The sequence below is a fragment of the Finegoldia sp. P3-F-LR genome, from assembly GCF_052932165.1.
In genome coordinates, this window is sequence record NZ_JBRFJE010000011.1 from 34823 (window position 1) to 57977 (window position 23155).

At 34.4% G+C, this 23155-nt stretch carries 9 protein-coding genes, 11 tRNA genes and 1 rRNA gene; 1 reads left to right on the plus strand and 20 read right to left on the minus strand.

The annotated features are described in order from the left end of the window. Nucleotides 1-6 precede the first annotated feature (6 nt). From ACU68U_RS05635 to ACU68U_RS05670, 8 genes are all read right to left on the minus strand, one after another. On the minus strand, nt 7-2175 hold the full coding sequence (locus ACU68U_RS05635; protein ID WP_446762906.1) for an isopeptide-forming domain-containing fimbrial protein: 2169 nt from the start codon (nt 2173-2175) through the stop codon (nt 7-9). A 330-nt stretch (nt 2176-2505) separates the two neighbouring features. Further along, the gene (locus ACU68U_RS05640; protein ID WP_446762907.1) at nt 2506-16989 is read right to left on the minus strand and encodes a SpaA isopeptide-forming pilin-related protein; all 14484 of its coding nucleotides are present in this window, start codon (nt 16987-16989) and stop codon (nt 2506-2508) included. A gap of 1395 nt (nt 16990-18384) precedes the next feature. Then, complete coding sequence (locus ACU68U_RS05645) at nt 18385-18561, minus strand: hypothetical protein (RefSeq protein ID WP_154272183.1); 177 nt, start codon at nt 18559-18561, stop codon at nt 18385-18387. 66 nt (nt 18562-18627) lie between these two features. Then, nucleotides 18628-18855 carry a hypothetical protein gene (locus tag ACU68U_RS05650; protein ID WP_154272184.1) on the minus strand — a complete coding sequence of 76 codons (228 nt, stop codon included), beginning with the start codon at nt 18853-18855 and terminating at the stop codon, nt 18628-18630. 35 nt (nt 18856-18890) lie between these two features. After that, a complete protein-coding gene (locus ACU68U_RS05655; RefSeq protein WP_154272185.1) occupies nt 18891-19064 on the minus strand; it encodes a serine/threonine protein phosphatase in 174 nt (57 codons plus the stop codon). 45 nt (nt 19065-19109) lie between these two features. Continuing rightward, entirely contained in the window at nt 19110-19289 is a 180-nt protein-coding gene (locus ACU68U_RS05660) for a hypothetical protein (protein WP_154272186.1), read from the minus strand. A gap of 102 nt (nt 19290-19391) precedes the next feature. Continuing rightward, the gene (locus ACU68U_RS05665; protein WP_154272187.1) at nt 19392-19571 is read right to left on the minus strand and encodes a hypothetical protein; all 180 of its coding nucleotides are present in this window, start codon (nt 19569-19571) and stop codon (nt 19392-19394) included. A 272-nt stretch (nt 19572-19843) separates the two neighbouring features. After that, nucleotides 19844-21142: an ATP-binding protein gene (locus ACU68U_RS05670; protein ID WP_446762908.1), complete on the minus strand. Its 1299-nt coding sequence runs from the start codon at nt 21140-21142 to the stop codon at nt 19844-19846. Nucleotides 21143-21650: 508 nt separating this feature from the next. Between ACU68U_RS05670 and ACU68U_RS05675 the strand changes: the two genes are divergently transcribed. Next, the gene (locus ACU68U_RS05675) at nt 21651-21791 is read left to right on the plus strand and encodes a hypothetical protein (RefSeq protein ID WP_154272189.1); all 141 of its coding nucleotides are present in this window, start codon (nt 21651-21653) and stop codon (nt 21789-21791) included. Here ACU68U_RS05675 and ACU68U_RS05680 read toward each other — a convergent pair. The 12 genes from ACU68U_RS05680 to rrf form a co-directional block, all read right to left on the minus strand. Then, nucleotides 21779-21855, minus strand: a tRNA-Arg gene (locus tag ACU68U_RS05680). The two genes, ACU68U_RS05675 and ACU68U_RS05680, sit on opposite strands and share 13 nt — an antisense overlap. Nucleotides 21856-21894: 39 nt before the next feature. After that, nucleotides 21895-21969: transfer RNA gene (locus ACU68U_RS05685), tRNA-Gly, on the minus strand. 11 nt (nt 21970-21980) lie between these two features. Further along, nucleotides 21981-22065 (minus strand) — tRNA-Tyr (locus ACU68U_RS05690). A 26-nt stretch (nt 22066-22091) separates the two neighbouring features. Then, nucleotides 22092-22167: transfer RNA gene (locus ACU68U_RS05695), tRNA-Thr, on the minus strand. A gap of 5 nt (nt 22168-22172) precedes the next feature. After that, nucleotides 22173-22249, minus strand: a tRNA-Asp gene (locus ACU68U_RS05700). A 30-nt stretch (nt 22250-22279) separates the two neighbouring features. After that, nucleotides 22280-22355, minus strand: a tRNA-Val gene (locus tag ACU68U_RS05705). A 7-nt stretch (nt 22356-22362) separates the two neighbouring features. Next, nucleotides 22363-22437: transfer RNA gene (locus ACU68U_RS05710), tRNA-Glu, on the minus strand. 49 nt (nt 22438-22486) lie between these two features. Then, nucleotides 22487-22563: transfer RNA gene (locus ACU68U_RS05715), tRNA-Met, on the minus strand. A 24-nt stretch (nt 22564-22587) separates the two neighbouring features. Beyond that, nucleotides 22588-22664 (minus strand) — tRNA-Met (locus ACU68U_RS05720). 4 nt (nt 22665-22668) lie between these two features. Further along, a tRNA-Leu gene (locus ACU68U_RS05725) sits at nt 22669-22757 on the minus strand. A gap of 3 nt (nt 22758-22760) precedes the next feature. Continuing rightward, nucleotides 22761-22835, minus strand: a tRNA-Asn gene (locus ACU68U_RS05730). 195 nt (nt 22836-23030) lie between these two features. Continuing rightward, nucleotides 23031-23147 (minus strand): 5S ribosomal RNA (gene rrf / locus ACU68U_RS05735). Between the last annotated feature and the right edge of the window lie 8 nt (nt 23148-23155).

Below are 23155 nucleotides of genomic sequence, written 5' to 3' on the forward strand. Positions count from 1 at the left end.
TAATTATTATCTAGCTTCAGTTGCTTGTCTTTTTTTGATAGCGATAATAGCTGATGCCATTATTGCAAGACCAATCGCAGTGAAGATTACAGTACCAATACCACCTGTTTGTGGGATAGATACTTTAGTATTTGTTATTTTCATTCCGTAAGTTTGAGTTTCGCCTTCTTTTAATACAGTTTCATATTTAAATTCTGTATCTGCACCTTTGTATGAACCTTCTTCAACTGTAAATGTGAATGATCCACCGTTTGTTGGAAGTGCATATCCTTCTGGAGCTTTAATTTCCACTGCTTGGTAGTTACCATATTCGATACCTTTAACTTCAAATTGACCTAAATCATTAGAAGTAAATACTGTAGGATTTTCGTCTTTCTTTACCCAAGTATATGATAGGTTAGCTTCTCTAAATGCTTTATCTCTTGCATCTTTTAATTCTCCAACTTTAACCATTGCTGCATCTTTAGATTCATATTCTTGACCAGCAATCGTTACTTTATTTGTAGCTGAGATTCCACCTTTAGCTAATGCTTCATTAACAGCTGCAATAGCATCATTGTATGCTTTTTCTGCATCTGCATAAGTTGTAGAATTGTTTGCTTCGTTAATCTTTAGGAACTTACCTTCGTTAGCTCCTTTATTATTGTTTTGGATAATAAATTGAGCACCCGCTAATCTTGCATCTGCATCTCCAACCTTAACGAATTTCTTACCACCAACAGTTACTTGTGGAGGTGTAGGAGTGATTGATTCATTAGTCTTAGTATTTTTAACTGTTACTGTACCTGTTGTTGAATTTACTTTGTATTCTGGTTCATAACCATTAACAATTTCTTTTACTCTATATTCTTTACCTTTTTCTAATCCTTTGAAAGTACCTTTATAGTCGCCTGTTCTTTCAAAAGTAATTCCATTACCTAAATCTGTTCCATCAATTTCTGTAGCTTTTTTGAATGTAACATCAGCTATAGCATTCATATCTGCATCTAATAATACATATTTAACTGTAATATCAGTTGGAGCAGTTCCTTCTGCCCAAGTTTTTTCTACGTTGATTTTATTATCAACTGGTGTTAATTTATCACTAGATGGTTCTGGTGGTTGATGATTATAAGTGAATGTTGCATGGTTGTCCATTGGTTTATCAACAACTGCTTCTGATGTAACTGTTGCAGAGTATTCGAATTTAATTTCAACATCAGAACCTTTTGCTGCGTTGTTTAACTTGTCAAGACCAGTTTGATTGAAAGTGATATCAAATCCATTACCTACTGTTTTTACTGTATAATCAGCAGCTGGATCAAGAGCTTTGGCTAATGTAGGAGTAACAGTAACTGTAACACCTTTTTTAGAGTCATATTTTAATCCACTGTCCATAGAATCTGCTAAGTGTAAATTTTTGTAAATTGAACCTTTTGGTAAGAAAGCTTTTGCTTCATATTTGATTTCTTTACCAACTTCAGCTTCTGCATTAGCTTTTTCTTTTTCGTAGTTATCAAAAACTGCTCCAACATCTTTTAGTTGATTAGGGTCAGTAATTGCTTCTAAACCATTTTCTTTAGCAAAGTTCTTGTCAAATTGTACTTTCTTTTCAGAGTTCTTTGGATATACGTGAATTTCTTTTTGTACACCAGCTTCTGTTCTAGCGTGTTCTGGAAGTTTTAAATCAACCGGAATTGCTTTCATACCTGTTAGAAATTCACCATTTGGTCCTTTGTAAGTTGATTTATGTTTAACTTCATAAATCTTGTAATTTCCAGGATTTTCTAAATCAAATTGAACAACTCCATCTTTTCCATCAACATTTGCTGTTGTTCCTGTTCTTGTAGCTGTTGCTAAAATTGCATCTTGTTCTTCTCTTGTTTTAGTGTCAAAATCAGCGTAACCAGTTTCGCCTTCTTTGATTGCTACAAAGAATACGCCGTTAATTTCTCTAGCATTAGTGTCACCAAAGAAATCTTTAATGTTAGTGATTCCTTTAGTTGGATCATACTTTTTGTTTGAATCATGATCATCTAGTGCTTTTTGGCTGATCAAAATTTTGTGAACATTAACCTTCACTTTAGTAGGTTCCGTTGCATCGGCACCAGTTTGTGCAGCACTTGACAACAATGGGGTGAATACGCCAACCATCATCGCTAATGCTATGATTAGTGATAAAAATCTTTTTTTCATAATATAACTCCTTTATATTTTTTTATAATCATTTGCCTTTCGCAAATTATTACCTTACCCTTGCCCCCCTTGGGCACTTTTTCTCTTAGGCTTCTGCTTTTCCAACCCTTCTGGTTTCTTCAGCTTCGCCTACTTCGCAAACCTTTCAGTCCGCTCTCTATAATCAAGCCCTTTTTATTAGAACTTCGATTAGCTTGTTTACTATTATTCTGTCATCTTGAATAAACATCATAACTTCATTGAGACCCCAGGGACTTGGCTCATCGCCTCATCCCCTTATCTCTTTTTAGTCCCTTTACGGAGGGTACCTCATCTTTTGATTTAATTCAATCATGATAACGCACTCTCTCTTCTCTTACGTCTGTACTTGTAGTACGCCGTTGCCATCATCACAGCTCCCGCTACAAGGAATCCTATAATACCCATCGCACCAGTGTGAGGATATTCTCCTTTACGGTTTTCAACTTGGATAGGAGTCTTGGCGTCAATATAAGCTCCTTCAAAACTTGATAAGTTTGTTAAATCTAGTCTATTTGTTACTTCATCAACCATTCTACTGAAAGCATTGATATATACATCAGATTTTGGATTTACTGGACCTTGAACATCTTCTTTAAGTTTTCCAGTAAATTCTACTACTAATGCTTTTTCTGTAACTAAATTACTTCCATTTGGATTAGGTCTTGTATAATCCGTATTTTCACCACCACTATACATACCTTTTATAGCATACTTAAGTGGGTTAGTAGTTGCTGTTACATTGTAATTAGTTGGAGAAACTGACTTAAAGTCTGTGTCTTTCAATTTGCTAATATCTTTATCCTTATCAAGTACTGCAACTTTAATAAGTTTAGAAGTATTAGTTTCTTCAACATTCCAACCTTCTACAAAAAGTCTAAGGTGTGAATCATATTCGTCAAATGTCCATTTACTGTGATTTGGATTAATTACAAGTCTTTGCTTGAAGGTACCTTTCTTTTTGTCTACTTCTAAGATTTCACTTGTAAGCATTCCGTTTTCACCCTTTGTTAAGGATGCTTTTAGTGGGTCTTTTTCAAGTACTTGAACTTTTCCTTTTTCAAGCTTGAACTCTTTGATATAGCCTGGCATCTTTGCATAATCTTTTGGTGCCTTAGTCTCTTTAAGGGCGTAGTAGCCATCTTTTGTGACTTCTAGCTTAAACTTACCATTTTCATCAGATTTAGCTGTTACAGTTACATCTGTTTCTTTACCATTTACAGTTTTCTTCACTGTAAGTTTAGCATAATCTCCTTCGGAAGTTTCTTTGTAGTAAACATCAAACTCTGCGTCTTTTAGTTTTTTAGAATTATCGGCTGCGTCAACTTTTTCAAACTCAATAGGCTTGTTGTTAACAATTTCAATTGGAATAGTTCCGTCAACTGGTTGGAAGATTTCTTCAGTTTCCTTGCTATCAGGTTTTTTAATAGTCACTTTGTGATAAATCTTTCCTGAACTATCGACTTTGAAGTAGGCAACTGCTTCTGTCGGTTTTATATAACCTTTAGGTGCTGTTGTTTCTACTACTTTGTAGTAGCCTTCTTCAAGTTTTTCGTAAAGAACAATTCCGTTTTTGTCAATAGCTTTTGCATTTCCCTTAGGCTCCCAAGTTTCGTTTGGTTTTTCTGCTGTACCGCCATTCTTGAATAGTGAGAAGGATGCTGTCAATAGATTTCCTTTTTCATCTTTTATTAATTGACCATATGGGTCAACTTTCTTGAACTGAATCCTATTAGATGGGTTAACTGCTTGGATAGTTAATTCAGCAGAAGCTGTATTTGTACTTTTGAACTCGAAAATCCAATCTGTTCTAGATACACCTGGATACTTCTCTGTAATATTTCTTCCATACTGCCTACTATAGAAAGTATTGTAATTGTATATGTCTGATATACCATTATAAGATAATAGATTTTTAGTATTCATAGTACCTGTAACTTTAATAATCATTGGACCATATGGATCTAGTTTTCCTATTGGCTGTTCTTCTGTTGACTTATTAGCCATTATATCAGTTGGTGGCATACCGCCAACTCTTCTTAAGTTTGGACTATTTTCATTAACTGCGAAAGACTCTGGCATACTTTGAGCTATTGCATAATCACTATTATCCCTTAGTTTATAATAAGTGAATTGTAAGTCTTTTACATCTATACTTGGTGTGTATTTGAAGTATAAATCTTTACCGTTGTACTTTCCATCTCTATTTACATAGAAGTAATGGACGAACTCACCTGTTTTTGGATTGTAATGGTAAATCTTAGATGCCATATTAATATAGTTAGTGGAATCTGTTCTTTCAATTGTATCGACAACATATTTTACTTTTATATTTTTATAGTTGTCCTTATTAGTTCCAAGTCCTACTCCAACAGATTGATTTCCTGATGTCTTAACCTTATCCAATGTTATAAAAGCGGCAATCTTGTTTTCAAAGCTCAATAACTTATATTGTTCAGCATATTTTGTGAATGTGTAAGTTATTGTTCCTGCTTCTTTGTCATAGTCTGCCTTGGCTATTGTACCGACACCGTCTGCAAAGAGGTCTATGTTTCCTACCTCATCTGTTCTAATACCTACAAGGTCGATATTGTCAGATAGTTTTAGTACGAAGTAGTCTCCAGGTTTTATCTCAATATTTGGATCAAGTTTAAATTCGTTATCAAATTCCAAACTTTGTCCAACGTGAGGTCTGACTACACGATTCCCTTCTGATGATGTTACTTTTGCATCATCTGGGTCTGGTCTAACAACTTTAAGTTCAGATTTACTTAGAGTAATCTTATCTGTTAAGTTTAGACCTGTCCTTGCTATGTCTCCAGAGTAAGGGTCAAGTTCTTTACCACCAACTGTGAAGTGCCATACTTGGCCAGTGTTTATGTGACCAGATGGATTTTTTACTTCTCTTAGTTCGTAGTTACCAACTGGAAGACCATCTATTACAAGTTCCCCATTAGCATCTACAGTTCCAGGATATACTGCGTCTTTTACAGGATTTCCGTCTTTATCCTTCTTACCACTAATTCTTATAGCTTGGAATTTAGCTCCAACTGTTAATTCACCTTGTTTAACAGAACCTAAAGCTTTTCCATTTTCATCAACCTTTTTGATAGTGACTTTACCTTTACCAGGTTTTTCGTTCAATATCTTACCCATGTTTTTAGCAGTTGCGCTTGTTACATAGTCAACTAGCGAACCACCTGATGAACCTGCTTTACCATATTCTGCTACATAACCGCCTTCTTTGTATTCTAGGGTTATATAACCTTGGGCACCTGCAATAATTCTACCCATTAGCTCATCTGATTCTGGGTCTTTAAAGTTTGCAGTCTTTAGTGGTATTTCTTTTGGTTTTCCATCTTTATCTTTAACTTCACTTAGAATCATACAAGTATCTATGTTGAACTTATCTGTGTTTACTAAGTCGCTAAAATTATAGACTGTATTTGTAGAGTCATCTTTTATCTTAGCCTTAGCATTTTTAAGTTCTATTTTTTCTTCATTGTATGGGTCTATTATTGTTAATTCAGTTAATGCTACTTCCGTTTTAGTTTTTGGATTTATGATTTTTCCAGATCTTGTATCAATTTGCTTAATTGTGAATTCTAGTAGTGGTCCTTCAATTGGCTTATAGCCTATTGGTGGTGTTACTTCTAATAGTCTATAACGACCTGGTTCAAGTCTTCTGAAACCAAAGTAACCGTTGAAGGCTGATGCTACATAAGATTCATCTACAGGATACCAGAAGGAACCTTCCTTCTTTTCAAGTTTGAATACAGCACCTTCAAGTCTGTTTGCGTTAAAGTCTTCTTCTGTTCCATCTGTCTTTAATTTGGCGTGCTTAGAGAAAGTAATATTATAAGTTTCATCTTCATTTGTTATTGTCATTCCATCTTGAGGAACTGTCTTTATACTATCTGAAGAATATAAGTCTTTAATATCCGCCTTAGTATATGAAGTTTGGATTGGTTTAGTGTTGAGAATATTATTAGGATTTGTTTGGTCTGATGCAAGAACTATTCTACCAGCATCGTAATAATTTCCTGCTATTGTTGCACCTTTTCTTAACCAAACATCATATTTTTTATTGTCAGGATTACTATAGAACCATGTCTTAGCTGCGGCTTCACCGTATAATTTTGAATAGTATTTATAGAGAGCTTCCATACCTTGTTGGTAAGCTGCATCTCTCTTAGTTTGGAGACCGCCTGTGTTTCCAATGTCCTTATCATACTTCCAACCTAATTTTCCATTTTCAAAAGTTCTTTGGGCGAAGATTCTTTCTCCACCGTAGAAGTCTACCTTAAGTTCTATTTCCTTTAGGTCAACGATATTGTCGTCATAGAATCCTTCAATATCTATGAAGTAAACTCCATTATTTTCTAGGTTGATTTGGTCTTCGTCAAAGCCCCAGTCAAATGGTCTCCATCTTGCAGTGTTAACAACTGATACATTAGACTTTCTTAAGTCATAATCCTTTAAGATTTTATCAACATCAGGATTTGTTCCTGGGTTTGCAACCTTATAAGTTGTTCTGTAAGCAGTCTTTACACCACCATCAGTTGTTTCTGGAGTCTGTGAAGGTGTATCAATTTCTTCCCTCTTAGTTGTTGGAGTGATTTGAACATTTATCTTGTTAGATCCTCTGTATCCTCTAGTATCTATATAGATTCTTTGAACAAAAGTCTTATTGACAGGGTCAATATTTTTAATTATTGACTTATACTTAATCGCATCAGTTGAATTAGTATTGTCTCCTGCCTTTGCCCCTTCAGATGATAGATATGAAGTAGATGTGTGTTTAGGACCACTTTCTTTTATAACAAGTTGTCCATTTTCTTCTACTACTTGTAGCTTCCAAGGAGCTGCTGGTTTCTTGTAACCAGCTGGTGACTTAGTTTCTGTTAATAGATAATTACCAACTTGTAGCTTAATAGGATTTCCATCTTTGTCTACAAATTTTACATTACCTTGTTCATCAGATACTGCTTTTGCAATTATTGTATCTGTTCCATCATCCTTCTTTAATTCAAATTCTGCACCTACAAGACCTGCGTCGGCAGTATTTTTCTTAAAGATATTTAGCTCAATACCTGTTTGCTTATTAGTGATTTGTGCAAACTTACCTTCTTCGATTTCAATTTCCTCATCGCCAGGAGTTGTTCCACCTTCTTGAATAAAGCTTGCAGAAACATTTACTGCAGATTTTGGCATAGTGAACTTGTTGTCTGTAACTGTTATAGGGTTGCCACTTTCATCAGTTACTTTGAATGAATAGAATGTATATCCTTCATTGGCTGTAGCTGTAAGAGTAACTTCTTCACCTTCTTTTGCAGTTAGCATATTAGCTTCAACTTTACCGTTGTTTGAACTTATAATGTTAATATCAAAAGCGTCTGGTTCAGGCTTGACAACATTTATGTTATAAGTTGTTGTTTTGCCACCATATGTTATTGTTAGTGGCATACCTTGTGCTTCATTAGCTGAACTAAATCCTGAAACCATTCCTGGGTTAACAGGAATTGTTTGTTTAGTACCATTAGACATTGTTGCTTCGATTGTAAGGTTAGTTACGTCTAATTCTTCGCCAACTTTATAAGTTGTCTTATGGTTTGAACTATTAACTTTTATACTCTCAAGATTCACTGGAGCATCTTTCCATTGAGCTACAAATGTGTAGTCTCCACCAATTGTAATAAATTCTCCTGGTAGGTATACACCCTGATATCCATTTATAGTCCATCTTAAAAACTCTTTTCCAGCTGGAGGAGCAAATTCACAATTTGGTATTGTGTATTGATAGCCATTATATACTTCTTGGTTCTTCATTACACCAGATCCACCATTTGGATCGAAGCTTATGATTGATTTATATGGATCTCTCTTAAATGTAGCAGTTACATTCACATTGTAGTTTGGCATTCCCATTGTAAATGTGCCTTTTTTCCCTGCTGCTGTTTGATCAGTTCCCGCTATCTTTAGACTTGCTAATTCATATCCTGGGTCTGGTGTTACGGTAAAGGTTACACCTTCATTTTCTTTTGCTCTAGCTTTATTGCTTGTTACCTTACCATGTTGGATATTAGGATCAATATTGATTTTATAACCTTGTGAAATTGGTTTATCTTTCCAAAGTGCTGTAAGTGTTGTATTAGCACTTACTTGGATAGTATCTCCTGGTTGATATTCTTTTCCACCTACTGACCAAGCTTTAAATTCTTTTCCAGCTTGTGCTTTGAATGTAGGATTTGGTAGTTTGTAAGAACCTTGTGGAACAGTTTGACTTTGCATTGTTCCTGAACCACCATCACCAGCACTAAAGAAGATTGTCACATCGCTATTTAATTTCTCAAATGTGTTTGTTACTATTACATCCTTGTCTGGCATTGTAAAGCTAAATACATTTTGTGCTATTACATTTCCATCTTTATCTGTAATTTTGTTGCCTGTCCATTCGTATCCTGGGTCAGGTACTATATTTAGGCTGATATCCTTACCAGTTTCTCCATATTGAGGAGCAGTTACACTACCACCTGTTGATGGGTGGATTGTAATTAGGTGTTTGTAGTTGATGTAATTTGCGCTGTTGTAAGACTCGTTTGCTGTAGCATATTTCCAATAAGTTAGAGGTGGATTTTTTTGTCTGTCGTATAAATAATAAGCTTCTAAACCTAAACTTGAGTTGTCGGAGTAACCAACAGTGAATTCAACAGCATACTTATCAGTACTCCAAGGGAAATTTATAGTATTACCTGTGTAGTAGTTGTCTCCAAAAGGTCCGTTATGATTTATATCAGCTCCATTAGCTTGTAAGTTATCTATAGTTGAAGCATTTGTAACTTTATAAACTCGGATATTCTTAGGAGTTATTGAAGTGCCATTAGCTGTGTGGTAGTTTAGCATAATAGCTTTTTTACCTAATGTCTTACTTCCATCAATTAAGAATACTTGTGTAAATTCCTTAGTATCTTTATTGATTCTAATAATTTTAGTTTGGATTCCATCTCCATCTTGATGGCTTGCTATTGTAGATTTATTTGGATCAACTTTTTCCCAATCACTTGCTGCTTTTAGTGCTTCGTTAACAATTTCTGGACTCATCATTTCCAATCCAGTATTCACACCATAGACTGATCTTGCATTTTGTGCAAGATACATTCTTATTCTGTTAGATGATAATAAACTTGCTTTTGGTACTGATACTGAAGCATTTGATTTTTCCGGTGAACGTGCATCTTCTGTGTTTTGTTTGATATAAACTTTTCCGTCAGTATCTATTCTAACTGTCCAAGTAGCATTGGCGTCCTCATAACCTGGTGCCGGTTTAGTTTCTTCAAGTTTATAAGTTCCTGGTTTTAGCTTATCAAAAGATATCATTCCGTTAGAGCCGGTAGTCATAAATTTTGGTTCTGTTTTAGGTTTTAGACCTGTTAGCTTAAATTCTGCTCCTGGAATAGCTTGTGCTGCATTATCTTCTTTAACTTTCTTTAGTTTGAATCCAAATGTTTTTGATTCATTGGTTACGTCTAGAGAGTTGTCAGCTATATAAGAACCTTGGATACCTGTAGATTGTTCAAGTACTGGTCCTGATTCTTTTATAATATTAACTTTTTCGTAGTAGTCAGACTTCCAATAAGTTGTACCATTTTCAACCCAGTCCATTCCTGTACCTACTCCGCTAGTGTCTTCTTTGTATGGTACCTTAATATCTACAACTATTGGCTTGTCAGTTGCTGGGAAGTCTAGGCTTAGTCTGTCTGGTTCTCCATACTTACCGGCTACTTTTTTAGCAGATCCCTCTACAAAGCTAGTAATATTTTCTGCTTTGTAGTCAGCAAGTCTGATATCAGCTAATGGTCCTGTTACGGCCTTATCAAGTTTATAAACTTGATAATCCTTTCCAGCTACAGCACCTCCCTTGTACCAATCCATATTTTGATATTCTATCTTTTCTCTGTGGATTGTTCCTGTTGTAGCTCCAATGCTTTCTGCTTCTGGGTTTATTACATATCTTTGGATTATATATTTTTCAGTTTTATTGATACCAACTATCCTTGTTCCCATTTTAAATGGTGTTGGATAGTTTCCTGTCCAATCAGTACGTCTATTATCGTAAAGATTCCATCCATCTAGGCTTCTTCCTGCTACGTTAACCCAGTTAACATTAGCCTGTTCTAGGATTGAACCAATTGTTTGATCGGATTTTTCTCTATAGTTATAGACTTTTTTGTTGCCTTCAGCATCTATTACAAGAACCCATTTTTTTTCGAGCTTCTTGTAGCCTGATGGTGCGTCAGTTTCTTCTATAATATAGGTTCCTTGAGTTGTTAAGCCTTTAAATTCAACGACACCATTTGCATTTGATTTGGCTTCTATAGGAGTGAAGCTTGTGTCATTATGTTTTGTAATTTTAAACTTAGCTCCTGGAAGAGCTTTTCCAGTGGAATCTTTCTTATAAACCTTGAAGTCTCCTCCACTTGGTTTATTCCTTACAGGAATTAATATAGTATCTTTTCCTGTGAAACTTGTTCCTCTTCCACCGACTTCATTAATAACTACATTACCTGTGTCATATACTACTACTTGCCATCTTCTATTTGACTTAATAAAGCCTTCTGGAGCTTGAGCTTCTTGTAGTGTATATGTTCCTGGTTCTAGGTCAATAAATTCTACTATACCATCAGAACCACTGTACCTATTAATTGTTTTACCTTCTTGGTCTTTTAGTTCAAAAACTGCTCCTGGTAAGTTTGTATTATCAGCTTCATTTGTCTTTTTGATTTTAAATGAGCCTGGTTTGTAAGTTTTATTTATTAGTTTGATTCTTCGGGAATAGAATTTAGGAATTTCTTGTTCTGATTCCGATCCTTTCGCCCAGTTGTAGTTACCCTTTTGATAAGAACCTGTGTGTCTACTACCATTTGATAGGTAGTATCCTGACCATAGGTCTTTAAATCTCTGTTCATCTGTTACTTTAAAGGTTTGAACTATTACATAACCTTCATTTCCACTTACTCTAGGTAGGTCTATTTCAAGTGGGTGCTTGTTATGACCATAGTCTAGCAATCCTTCAGATGATTTTAGATATTCAGGATTATAGGTAACCCTTACATCTCCACCAGATTCTGAAAATCCTCTTTTTGGATCTACATTTGATTTTGAATAAACTCTAATATAGTCAGAAGTATCTTTTTCTGGTCTTATACCATAAGATAATGGCATTAGAGCCTCTTTAGTTGCTTGACTTCCATATACCTTATAAACTTTTAGGTCGTCAAAGCCAAAAGCTGGATATCCATCTGCACGATAGTATTCTAGACCCGGTCTTGGTTTTTTCATTGACAACCAGTCAAGTCTAACTTTTCTTGGTCCACTAGACAAATTAGTTGGGTTGTAATAAGAAACAGCCTTCATGTAGATTTCTCCATCATCACCCTTGTAAATATCTGTTATATATTCACTTGTTAGTGGTCCACCTCCACCTTGGGAGTCATAAGTGTAGTAATCAGTCTTAACATTGAAGTCTAATATGTTGTTGTTACTTACTGTGGTTTGTTTATCAGTTACTTTGCTGCCTGAAGTCATATTTGCTACTTTAGGATTGTCAGGGTCAACTGTTATCTTGAAATCATAACCTGAAGTCTTATTTGTTTGAGTCGCATGGTACTTGTCCGGAATAATACCAATGATTTCCATTTCTGCACTAACACTAGCTGCATCTTTTACAAATACATAGGTCAAAAGGTTAGTGTCATAGTTAAAGTATGGTTTTGCAAGCAAGTTGCCATCACCATCTTTAAGGTCTGGTATTTCATAGACATATCTCTTGAAATCAAGGTTAGAGTCAAATTGAATTTTGAATCTTCCACCTTTAACAACTTTGTCAATGGTGTAGCTTCCATAGTATCTATAAGACTCTATACCATAAGCTTCCCAAACTCCTTCAGTCCATCCAATACGGCCATCATCTGGCTGTGATTGTTTTTCTTGTAGCTTCATGCTTTGGTTAATAACTTTTATTCCATAATCAGTTAAATCTTGTCCTACTTCTACATCTTCTAGGATATAGTCAAGGCCATTTATTGGTGTGCCGTTGCCATCTTTGAATCTAGCCTTGTAAGTTACCTTGCCATCCTCAGATACATTTACATCAAATACAACATTTGAGTTTTTATATCCTTTAGGTGCTTTCTTTTCTTCTATAGTATAGTTACCTGGAGCTTGTTGGCCAAAGGATACAAGTCCCTTAGTTTTTCCTTCTCCTTCAGCTTGTGACTGTACGTCGATTATAGGGTTGCCATTTGAGTCCTTTAATGTAAATGTTGCACCACTAAGTCCGTCAACTCCGTTAGAATCAAGCTTAGTAAGTTCTACAGGTGATTTTTGGAATTCTTCGTTGGTAATAGTAATTCTTGTCGCATCATCTGCAGCATCTCCGCCTGTAGTAGATGATGAGCTTTTAGTTGATAAACCAATTGTTTCTTGCATCTTGGCTTCATTTGCAACACTTTCATTATCTGTTAACCAATCATAAGAAACTGTACTTGTACTAGTACCACCAGTTGCTTTTACTTTTACTAGGAAGCCCCAATCTCCAGCTTGTCCACCAAATCTTACTGCAGGGAATTTTATTTGATAACCAGTTTTACCAGTGTAAGAATCTAGTACTTTATCTTGTCCTATAATTTTATAAGCGTGATCTTTGTTTAGAACTTCATTTCCCGCATATGAGCCCGCAGTCTGATTTTGCATTTGATTTCTAACATTATATCTAGTTCCAGGTCCAACATCTAGAACTTCTACAGATGTAATTTTTCCTCCACCTGCTAGATTAAGGTTTAGTCTAGTATCTTTGTTGGTATATCCATCATTTCCATTTGCTTCTGGTTTTAGATAAATGTAGAATTCAATATTTCCCTTTTCATTAATGCTACCGTAGTGCATTGCATTCATGTAGGATGGATAAGATGGGTAATAGTTGTGTCTTGCAAGAACTGTAGCTACTTTCCCACCTTGCATAGAAATATTATTTCCCGATACTGAAACAGTACCGTCATTGTGTACTATGATTTGTTTAGGTTCTTGGTCTAATTTGTATCCAGCAGGTGCTTTGTTTTCTATTAAGTTATAAGTTCCCGGACTTATGTTTTTGAAGTTTATTTGTCCGTTAGCATCTGTTTGTAGTTTTAAAGTTTCTCTTGGACTTTGAAGAGTAAATTCTGCTCCTGAAAGCTTCTTATTAGGATCCTTGCTATCTGTTTTTATAATTGTAAATGAGGAATCTTTTTCATCTGTAGATTCTGTCATAACATTATAAAGATGATATGCTCCATCTTCTAAAGAATGGTAATTGTACTTTTCTTTGTAAGAATAAGTCTTTCCATCTGGTAGTGTAGTGTCTGCTGGAAGAACTTGAACTATATTTGGAGTTATTTTAACTTCCTTTGTTTCTTTCTCTTGTGTTTTTGGGTTTACTTCTTCTACTATTTTCCATGTCTTAACAGCAGGAAGGTCAAATTCTCTATTAGTTTTACCAATTTCACCTTCGCCAACTTTAATTGGACTTGCTAAAGAATTCCCATTACCATCTTTAACTTCTATGGTTTGACCAGGCATATTTTTTTTGCCATCTATACCAGACCATGTTTGTTTTATTTTTATAGGTTGGTATTTGTTGATGTTAACACCTGAAAGTGAATAGCCTGCTTCTGATTCTGTTATATTTGTTTTAAATTCATAGACTGCAATTCTACCTGGATATTGTTGGTCTGATGGGTTTGTCCCCTTTGCTGGTATAGAGTCAATGGTAGTCTCTGCTTGTTTAACAACCATCTTACCAGAATCTGGGTCAAGTCTATAAACAGCCATCTTGGCTGATTTTAATTCTTGATCTCCCTTTAACTCTCTTGTAGCTAAAGGAAAGCCTATAACAGGGTCTACTTTTTTAGTGTTATCACCTGTTGACACTTGGTCTGTTACAGTCCATTTAGCTGTTGCATCAGATGAAAATTCACCCATAATTGTTGTTCTATTGTTAATGCCCACACGCTTAGAAGTTGTATCTTCCATATAAGACTTGTTATCTGCTGAGTCATAAACTAGTCTTACTGCTCCTGTTTTCTTCTTATTTAAATTTAAAAGAGCAACTGAAAGGTCTAGGGCATATTTTTCTTGAGGATTGGTTATCTTTGTTTCAAATGTGTAACGAACCTCTCTTAAAGATTTTTTCAAAGTATGGTTTTTAGATGCTACTATACCAAGCTGACCTTCTATTTCATTTGTTGATAGTCCATCTTCCTCAGTACTTAGCTCATCACCATTTAATAATAAGTTGCTAAAATCTCCTAGACCAGATCCTTTGACAATAGTGGCGTTTGAAGATAGACCTAAATCTAATAAGTCTTTAGTTGATGTAAATGTAACTGACCAATTTACTGCTACAAGTTTACCATCTTTAACAACTGGACTTCCATGAGCATCCATGTAAACTTTGTAGTCACTACCTGGTTCTACTATTTGTAGTACTTTATGGCCGTCTTCTTCTGAAATATCATTTACGATGTCGCCATTATTATTAACTACTACTTCTGGAAGTTTTGCTGGTTTTATTACACCTAGTCCAGAAATAGAATTGTTAATAGGGTGTTTGTCTTTTGCTCCATCTAGTTCTTTGATTTTATCTACATTATAGTCTACATCTATAGCTAGAGGAATTTGTAGATTTTTTGCTATAGGATTTTCTACTGTGTATCTAATTGTATTCGTGCTTTCGTTGTAAGTTGGTTTCGCTAATACTGTTCCATCGTTTACTATGTCTGGAAGAGAAGTTTCTTCTTTAACAGTAAGTCTTGGATCCAATTTGATTTCAAACAATTGTCCCTTTTGAATTGGACCAGTAATAGTTGATGTGTCAAGTCTAGTTCTGATTGTAAACTTTTTATTTTCTAATTCTTCTGGGCTTGCTCCAACAGGACTAGCTAAAAGCATTTGTGGGTTGAAGTTCTTGTCTGCATCTTTTTCGATTAATGCTTTGATTGCATCTTTGTTATCTTCCATTAGCTTTGCTTGTTCTTCTTTTGTTAGATGATATTTTGCTTCAAAGCTGGATAATAATGCTTGAACTTCTTTTAATCCGTTTGCTTTTACTGATAGGATTGCTTTTAATTCACGGTCTGCTTTTTGAAGATTAGTAAATCCGAAGAATTCTTTGATGCCTTGTAATAGTCCTTTTGTTTCTTTGCTAACTTCTTTTTTGTCAGTTGTCTTATTATTGTCTTCTTTATTATTAGCATCTTTTTTGTCTTCTGATTTTTTGATGTCTTCTTTTTTGTCTTTTAATGCTTTGTCAAATTCTTCTGCTTTTTGTTTTCTTTCTTCTGGTGTTGCAGGTTCTTTTTTGACTTCTTCTGTTGTTTCCTTCTTCTTTATAATAGGTTCTTCTTCTTGGTTTTCTTCTGTGTCTTTTTCAAGTCCAAGAAGCTTTTTGTTTTCAAGGTCTTTTTTCGCTTTTTCTTCAGCGGCTTTTTTAGCTTCGGCTTCAGCTTGTTTTTTTGCAAGTTGTTCTTGTTTTGCTTTTGCTTCGGCTTTTTGTTTTGCTTCAGCTTCTGCTTTTAACTTTTCAGCTTCTGCTTTGGCTTTGGCGTCTGCTTCTTGTTTTGCCTTGGCATCTTTTTCTGCTTTAGCTTTTTCTTCAAGAGCTTTTTGTTCTTCTGTTTTTTTAGCTTCTTCTGCTTTTATTTTTTCAGCTTCTTGTTTCGCTTTAGCATCTGCTTCTTGTTTTGCTTTAGCGTCTGCTTCTTGTTTTGCTTTTGCATCTGCTTCTTGTTTTGCTTTTGCATCTGCTTTTGCTTTTTCTTCGGCTTCTTTCTTTGCTTTTTCTTCGGCTTCGGCTTTTGCCTTGGCATCTGTCTCTGCTTTGGCTTTGGCTTCTGCTTGTGCTTTTGCTTCGGCAACTTCTTTTTTGTGTTCTATTGATGATGTAACTTCAGCTGGTAATTGTTCTGTTTGATATGTGCTGTAAGTTTTATCATCTAATATAGCTGCAAATAAGTCTGCGTTTTGTTTTACTTCAAGTGGATTATTGTCATCCTTATTAAGAGCTATTGTTGTAAGTTTGTTGTCAACTGCTTTGTCAACTTTGAAGTCGAAGATGTAAGTGCGGTTGTTTTTGTCACCTTCTGGTACTTCGCCGTCTTGTTGAAGTCTGCGTTCTTCAGCAAGTTGAAGTCTGTGTTGTTCTGTTGATTTTAGATTTTCTGGAAGTTTGTTAAACAATCCTTCTTTGTCAAAATCAAATTCGTCTACGACTTTAAGACTGTATACTTTGTAGTCGTCTCCAAAGTCTTCCTTGTCAGCTTGAGGAACGTAATTGTTATGGATTCTGTATTTTCCATCTTCTTGTACTACGGATACATCCAAGCTCAATCCTTGATCTTTGAGTGATTTGTCCACTCTGTCGAATTCTTTGTGAGCCTCTTCTACTGTATCAAATGTCCTCTCGTCATAAAGACTAAAATCCTTTCTAACTAATAGTTTGATGTTAGAATTGACGTTCGTGGTGTTCAATACAAACTTGACGTTCGTATCTGTGTCCAGATTCTTGTCATCAATTACTGTAGCGAGGTTCAATGAAAAGTTGGCATAGGTATCCTGTTTCAAGGTCTCGAGCTTTTGTATTACGTATCTCTTGTCGAGCTCTTCCTCCTTAGCAAATGATGTTATTGCTGGCGTGATGGTCTGTATTACCATCAACATCACCATGACTAACGCCGTTAGTCTATCAAATATTTTCTTCATTTTAACCTCCTGAATTACTTGATTTTTATTTCAAATGTTAGTTTTTTGATATTTATTATACTATTTTTATTCTCTACTGCTTTACATGCATTTAGAATAAAATACTACAAACATTCCGCTGATTAATGCATATCGTTTGCATTTATTCTCTTAACATAAAGAAAGAATCAGCCCAACATATTTTATGAATAGTGTTGCCTGACTCTGTTAGTTCTAAATAAAATGCATTGCTTTTTATATCCATTATAATTACGTTTGCTTCTGTTTTTATGTAATATATATTTGCATGTATTATTTATGTGTAAATTTTACCACGATATATAAGAAATGTCAATTTACAAGTTTTTTTCATATTTTTTTAATGACTTTTTGATGTTATACATATAAAGTTTTATTAAATATTTACAAATTACTTTCTAATTAGATTTTATTTATTTTATTTTTATCTTATTACTTAGAAATATGCTGTATTTTACTTTATATTATGAAATTAATTGCTAATTTAATATTTATTCTAAGTTTTTCGTTCAAATATCGCCCTATATATTTAGTGAAATATAACATAAAAATTTAAGAATATTTTTATAAATTTACGGATTATTTTAAGGAAACGTTATAATTAAAAGATTGTAAATAGTAATTTTTTGATATAATTTGTTACTAAGAGCGAAAAATATCGTATCGTTTGCAAATTTTTTTAAAATTTGTTTAAATTTATTAAATATTTGTGATTATTTTGAAAATAATTGGGTATATGGTTGACTTATTATTGGTCAAAATAAAAAAAAGACTATAGGTTTAGTAAAAGAGTCTTTGAAAGTACGTCTACGTGCATTTTTTGTTTCATTTGTAAGCTATATTAACATTATCTCTTACTGAGAACTTTTTTGATTTTCTTGCGTTCTTTTCTTTCTTCTTCAGCCTTTTCTTTAGCTTTCATCTTTGCTCTTGTTTCTTTTTTAGCTTTTTTTCAATTTTAAAATCTAATTGATCTTGTCTTTTGTAAGCATTCCTTTTGTCGCTTCTTCTACAGCCTTGTCAATTGCATATTGTAACTATTTTTCACTGTAAGAAACTATTGATTTATTGTATTTTTTAGCTATTTCGGTGTTTGATTCAATTGAAACATTGTTTTCTTTAGTGTTTTTCTTTTGATTGTTTGTTTAATCTGTCACTCTTTTTTCCATTGAAACAGCGTTTTTCAATATATTTGCCCCATGATTTTTATGTCCATCACGTAAAAGACAGCTTACAAATCATGTAGGAATCGAATCTACGCAGCAGTAATGCCCTAGTTGTTTAGCAAACAATCTATTCATTTTTCTTTTATTACTTTTGGGTATAAAAAAAGCAGTGCTAGCTAGTTACAGCTGTAACTGTAACTAGCTAGTGTGCCTATTTATTAAGTTTATTTTTTAATTTGTAATCTATTATAAAATTCACCTCTTCATCTGTTAACACATCAAATATAATTTCTGTATCTGTATCATCTTCATAATCTGATACCTTTGGGTCATAATCAAAAATATTAAATCCCAATTTTTTATTAATTTCCTCTAATGTTACCATCATAATACCTCTATTAATATTCCGTTTATTTTACACTCATCAAACATAATTTGACTAGTCGTGCTTAATTTAAAATATAATTTTCTTCCAATCTTTTTCTTCTATCTGCTCTAATTGTACACCGGATGCTACAGAATTTTTAAGCTTATTCAAATCTTCAAAAAATTCTTTCTCATTAACTCCAGGTTCATAAATAACTCGTACAACTCTATCCAGTGAATTATCTCCAAACTTTTTGAGATATTCTTTTTCTATTTTGTTCGATAAATTTACAATATTTTTAGCCGAAATGTTCATATTCTACCTCACTAAAAAACACCTAAAATCTATTTTTAATACTTTATGTTGGCATCGAGTTTAAAATAGCCTAATTCGTAAGCGTCTTTTCCTTCTTTCAAGCATTTTTCAATAATTTCTACCTCTTTATCTTCACTTAATCCCATATTAGGAAAATAATCATCAAATTTTTCTATATATTCATTTCTTAAGTCTTCAATTTTTTTCATTTTGCTTCCTCTTTTGTACTAAAAAGCACCTCTAACATTATGTTATCACTGCTTATCTTTATTTTTTCTTTTTCTTTCGTCTATTTTTTCCCAAAATTCTTCGGCTTCTCTTTTCTCTTCATCCGTTAATTCTCTATGTCCTGTAACTTCAGCTTTGAAAGGAGCTGTAAACCTATTCGTCAATAATTCACGTTTTTCTTCTTCAGTTGGTTCTCTTTTAGCCATGTCACACCTCTTTCAATCAATAAATATTAACAACTAATTGTTTCTTCTTTTCTTGTGTTTAAAAGCACTTCTAACATTTTACACATGCGACCTGTCAACTCGCTAATCCTTATATTTTGTTGTTCCATATCGTCTTTCAAGCTCTTTTTCCCATTTCTCATTTTCTTTCTTTTGCTTTTCGGTTAACTCAAAATGGCCAGTCACCACAGCTTTGAATGGGGCAGTAAACCTACTTGTCAGTAGTTCATGTTTTTCTTCTTCAGTTGGTTCTCTTTTAGCCATCTTACACCTCTTTCAATCAATAAATATTAACAACTAATTGTTTCTTCTTTTCTTGTGTTTAAAAGCACTTCTAACATTATCTAGCTAGTTGTACTTAATCTAGTATTTCTATATTATTTATTTCGTTATCACTAAAGAAAATTAAATTTTTACCGTCATTAATAGTTAAATAGTCTCTACCCGGCTTAAATGGTCAGTATGGATAAAACTTCGTATTCTGCAAAAGTCTCGTATGTTGGAATATATCAATAAAGAATAAGTTAACTTATTCTTTAAAAGTCTAAACTTTCCTTGTTTAACAAAAAGTCAAATAAATTAATAGTGAGTATTCCATTTTCATCTAAAAACGGCTTTATTCGATCTTTCACTATAATAATTTTTTTAAATGAGTCATCAATATTTAACAAGGACGCTTTTTCTTGATTTATTTTTTCTATGGATGGGAGGCTGTACGCAGATTGAATATAATATCTTTTACTTCCAAGGTTAGCTATGAAGTCAACTTCCAGCTGTTTTTTTATATCTTTATTATTAACATTTTCCCTTTTTATGACCATTCCTACATCGACCATATAGCCACGATATCTTAATTCGTTATAAATGATATTTTCCATTAGGTGGGTTGGTTCTATCTGCCTAAAATTTAATCTTGCATTTCTGAGCCCCAAATCTTCAAAGTATATTTTATAAGGTGTACCTATATATTTTCTCCCTTTAACATCATATCTATAGACTCTTTTTAGGATAAAAGAATCTTCAAAGTAGCCTATAAACTTATCAATTGTATTTGCAGAAATTTTAGATTTTTTTATGGACTTAAAAGTTGAGGCTAGTTTACTTGGATTCGTAAGACTTGAAATACCTGATGCTAAAATATTAAGTAAGTCTTCTAGTTCAGAAGTTAGGCGTATGTCATACCTATGAACAATATCTCGCAAATATACATTTTCGAGTTGCCTCTTTAGATAATTCATCTTATCTTCATCCGTTTTCATTAAAGCTGCTGCTGGTAAACCGCCGTAAACTTGATATTCAGCAAAAGCATCTTCTTTGTCGCCATCAAAAGTTTGAAGAAATTCAGAAAATACAAGCGGCATAATATGAATCTCATCACCCCTACCTGCAAATTCAGTAATGACATCTTTCGATAAGAATTTGGAGTTACTCCCAGTAACATAAATATCAAAATTATCTTGACGCAAAAATCCATTTAAGACTTGCTCAAACGAATTAAGCAATTGAACTTCATCTAAGAGGATATAAAATTTTTCTTTATCATTCGTTTTGTTCATGATATAGTCTAAAAACTTTTTAGGATCTACTAATCTTTCACCGCTTAATACATCTAAATCCATTAAATCTTCGCCGATTTTTAATAAATCCCTAGCTGAATCAAAAGCAAATTTTATAATACGGTTTTCATCAACACCACTTTGGGTCAAATGATTATAAAATAGATTATTAAGTAAATAAGATTTACCACTTCTTCTTATTCCTGTAATAATCTTAATGAACCCATTGTCTTTTTTTCGTATTAATTTATCTAAATAATAATCACGCTTTATTTCCATACGTCTACACCTCTATCTATTTAGAATTTTTTCCATTTTGGAACTTAATCTAAGTATATTATAAAGTGTAAAATTATATAATTCAAACCTATTTAGAAATAATTCCATATCGGACATATTTTTTAATTAGGTTTTTTACTTTTTGAACACCAATTCTTAAAAACATATAATTATCTAGTTTAAAATTCACAAACCTATTGATTTTAATCCTTTTAAAGCCCCTTTATTCAATGTTTTTTGACAACAACGCAACTGCCTCGATGTAATTTACATACTTTTGTTCTCAACCCATCAGAACCTTTAATACCTATAAATATATTAGCTTTGCGATTTCTTTATTCATCTTGTTGCCTTTTCTATGTAATTTTATTATACCATTACAGGCATATTTATTTAATAATTCTTAAGGATTTGCATTATCGAATAGATAACTTTTACCATTTGGGCTAAAGCTCAATATGCGGTTCTTAATCGGATGATATAAAATAGGAAATATTAGTACAAAAAAATGGATTACAGCCCTCATCAATTGAAGACTATAATCCATTCATTATTTGAGCGTATCGAATATCGTGACGATCACGAAGTATATGTTGAACTTCGAGATGTAGACGAGAGTTCGTATAACGCTGTGTTTGGCGAACGATAGAGGATTCGAACCCCCGACCTTCTGGTCCGTAGCCAGACGCTCTATCCAGCTGAGCTAATCGTTCATATACAACAAAACAGATGTATGCACATCTGTTGTTGTCTGGAGCGGAAGACGAGACTCGAACTCGCGACCCTCGCCTTGGCAAGGCGATGCTCTACCACTGAGCCACTTCCGCATGAATTCTTTTGGTGGAGGAGGGTGGATTTGAACCACCGAAACATAAAGTAACGGATTTACAGTCCGTCCCCTTTGGCCACTCGGGAACTCCTCCATAATCCTTTATTTAAAAAGGATTTGTGGAGCTGGTGGGAGGACTTGAACCCCTAACCTACTGATTACAAGTCAGTTGCTCTACCAATTGAGCTACACCAGCATACTTGGCGACCCGGAACGGACTTGAACCGTCGACCTCCAGCGTGACAGGCTGGCATTCTAACCAACTGAACTACCGGGCCATTAGTTAGAAATTTATTTGTTAAAATATATGGTGGGCGATACAGGGCTCGAACCTGTGACCCCCTGCTTGTAAGGCAGATGCTCTCCCAGCTGAGCTAATCGCCCATATATCTGGTGACCCTACCGGGATTCGAACCCGGGATACCGCCGTGAAAGGGCGATGTCTTAACCGCTTGACCATAGGGCCTTGTTTCAAGTGTAATTTATTTATCAAACACAACCGCTGAATAAAAAATTGGTAGCGGAGAAGGGAATCGAACCCCTGACACCACGGGTATGAACCGTGTGCTCTAGCCATCTGAGCTACTCCGCCATATTAAAAATTAGTTGCTATGTATGGTTGCGGGAGCAGGATTTGAACCTACGACCTCCGGGTTATGAGCCCGACGAGCTACCAAACTGCTCTATCCCGCGTTATTGGTGCCGAGGATCGGAATCGAACCGATACGGTGTTTTACCACCGCAGGATTTTAAGTCCTGTGCGTCTGCCAGTTCCGCCACCCCGGCATTTGGCTCCCAGGGTGGGACTCGAACCCACAGCCTATCGGTTAACAGCCGAGTGCTCCACCATTGAGCTACCTAGGATTATTACCACTCCTAAGAGTGGTGTTCGCTTTTTAAAGTTTGATTACTTTTTTTCGAAAATTTAATGTTTTCCATGAGCGACGCTTCGAACGAGGAAATCTTCATTTTGCTTTTTTAAAAAAGAAGATTTCTGAAGTGAGGCTGAGCGAATGGAATTATTAAATTTTCCTTTAGTAATCAAACTTTAATTTCTTTGTTTGGCGACTACCTACTCTCCCACGACGTTTCCATCGTAGTACCATCGGCGTTAAGAGGCTTAACTTCTGTGTTCGGCATGGGTACAGGTGTATCCCTCTTGCTTTTATCACCATACTTATTCA